1 protein-coding gene is annotated in these 751 nt (G+C 65.1%); it reads left to right on the top strand.

What is annotated here, in order from left to right:
• Window positions 1–735 (top strand): IS5 family transposase (locus tag ACGLHR_RS51965; protein ID WP_400103957.1); only part of this gene is annotated, 735 nt, incomplete at its 5' end.
• Window positions 736–751: the final 16 nt, after the last annotated feature.

The raw sequence follows: 751 nt of genomic DNA, 5'->3' as shown, positions 1-751 counted from the left end.
GTGTACGAGAGGCGCCGCATGGTCGATGCGTGCTGCTACGTGCTGCGCACGGGCTGCTCCTGGCGCATGCTGCCGCGCGAGTCCTTTCCACCCTGGCCGGCCGTGCAAAAGGCCTTCCTGCGTTGGAGCGCGCAAGGCAAGTTCGAGCAGTTGCACGAGCGCCTGCGCCAGCAATGGCGCAGGCGCATCCAGCGCGAGGCCCAGCCCACAACCGCCATCATCGACTCACAGTCGACCCGGATCTCGCCGCAGGGGGCAGGCCAAGGATACGACGCGGGCAAGAAGGTCAAAGGGCGCAAGCGACATATCGTGGTGGACACGCTGGGGCTGTTGTTGGCGGTATGCATTACCAGCGCTAGCGTACAAGATCGCGACGCAGCGCCAACGGTGGTGGCTCAAGCTTGCGCCAAGGCCGGCACGTTGCAGCGGCTGTTTGCCGACTCGGCGTATGCGGGGCGCTGTGCCGCCGCCCTTGAGCAAGCTCACGGCCTGAATGTGCACATCGTGCGTCGCCCGCCCAAGGCTGGGCATTGGCACGATGCGCAGCAGTCCCTGTGGCCGCTGGATCAAACGTTCCCCACCTTGCCCATGCGCTGGGTGGTGGAGCGCACCCATGCCTGGAACGAACGCTCGCGCCGCCTGATCATGCATCACGATCGCAGCATCGCCAGCGCAACCGCCTGGGTCTGGCTATCTCAGGCACGTTTGCTCGTACGCCGATTGACCAATGCCTGAATTTGTCCTCACCCTC

This window comes from Cupriavidus sp. CuC1 (assembly GCF_044627735.1).
Lineage (GTDB): Bacteria > Pseudomonadota > Gammaproteobacteria > Burkholderiales > Burkholderiaceae > Cupriavidus > Cupriavidus ulmosensis.
This window is presented reverse-complemented; position numbering and strand designations above follow the sequence as displayed.